Annotated in this window: 1 protein-coding gene; it reads left to right on the top strand. The window is 38.8% G+C overall.

The window, feature by feature from the left end; translation table 11 throughout:
* Positions 1-71 precede the first annotated feature (71 nt).
* A protein-coding gene (locus FTU09_RS13685; RefSeq protein WP_085945815.1) for an IS3-like element ISAba20 family transposase occupies positions 72-1,147 on the top strand; the annotation gives its coding sequence in 2 pieces (ribosomal slippage) (positions 72-324 and positions 324-1,147; 1,077 coding nt in all).
* Positions 1,148-1,199 lie beyond the last annotated feature (52 nt).

Raw genomic sequence — 1,199 nt, 5'->3', positions numbered from 1 at the left:
GGTAATCCTCCCTAAAAATAATTGAGTTTAAAAGTAGAAAATCGAATAACCTTGATTTAAGGAGATTTTCTATGAAAACATCTAAGTATTCAGACAGCTTGATCATGAGTATCTTGAAGCAAGCTGAAGCAGGAACACCCATACCGAACTTGTGCCGCGAACATGGTATGAGCTCTGCTACATTCTACAAGTGGAAGTCCAAATATGGCGGCATGGATCTTTCAATGATGACGCGGCTTAAAGAACTTGAGGCTGAAAATGCCCGTTTAAAACGCATGTATGCTGATGAGCGGCTAAAGTCAGACATCTTGCAAGATGCACTTTTAAAAAAGTTTTAAGGCCTGTTCAGCGAAAGTCACTTGCTCAGCAAGCTACTGAGCAATTTAAGATTTCAATCAGCATGGCCTGCTTAATTTTTAAAGTCAGTCAAACGTGTTATCGCTATAAAGCTCGTTTAGATGAAGAGAATCAACAGATTGCCGAATGGTTGATTCAATTAACCAATGATCATAAAACATGGGGCTTCAAGCTTTGTTTCCTGTATTTGCGTAATGTTAAAAAATACAAATGGAACCACAAACGTGTCTATCGCATTTATAAGGAGCTTGAGCTTAATTTAAGAATCAAGCCTAATAAGCGGATTAAACGAGAACAGCCTGAAACCCTTGCAGTACCGACAGCTAAGAATGAATCATGGTCAATGGACTTTATGTATGATCAACTCAGTGATGGACGTAGTTATCGAGTTCACAACGTGATTGATGACTATAATCGCGAGTCATTGGATATATTGATTGACTTTTCGTTGCCAGCAGAACGTGTGCTGAGAGGACTTGATCAGCTCATTGAATGGCGAGGTAAACCTAAACGCATTAGAACCGACAATGGCCCAGAGTATATAAGTGAGCTGATGGAAAAGTGGTGTGATCAGCATGGTATTGAGCATGTATTTACTCAACCAGGCAATCCACAGCAAAATGCATATGTTGAGCGATTTAATCGTACAGTACGTTATGAGTGTCTAAATCAATATTTATTTCGAGATCTGAGCGAGGTGCAGGACTATACAACTGACTGGCAGTACTTTTATAATCATGAACGACCTCATATGTCAGTAAATGGTTGTCCACCTATTTTTAAACAATAACAAGGCTTTAGATTTTCTACCCATTAATTCAATTAAAAATGGGGGTATTACC

It is taken from the genome of Acinetobacter sp. YH12058 (assembly GCF_013419805.1).
Classification (GTDB): Bacteria; Pseudomonadota; Gammaproteobacteria; order Pseudomonadales; family Moraxellaceae; genus Acinetobacter; species Acinetobacter towneri.
This window is presented reverse-complemented; position numbering and strand designations above follow the sequence as displayed.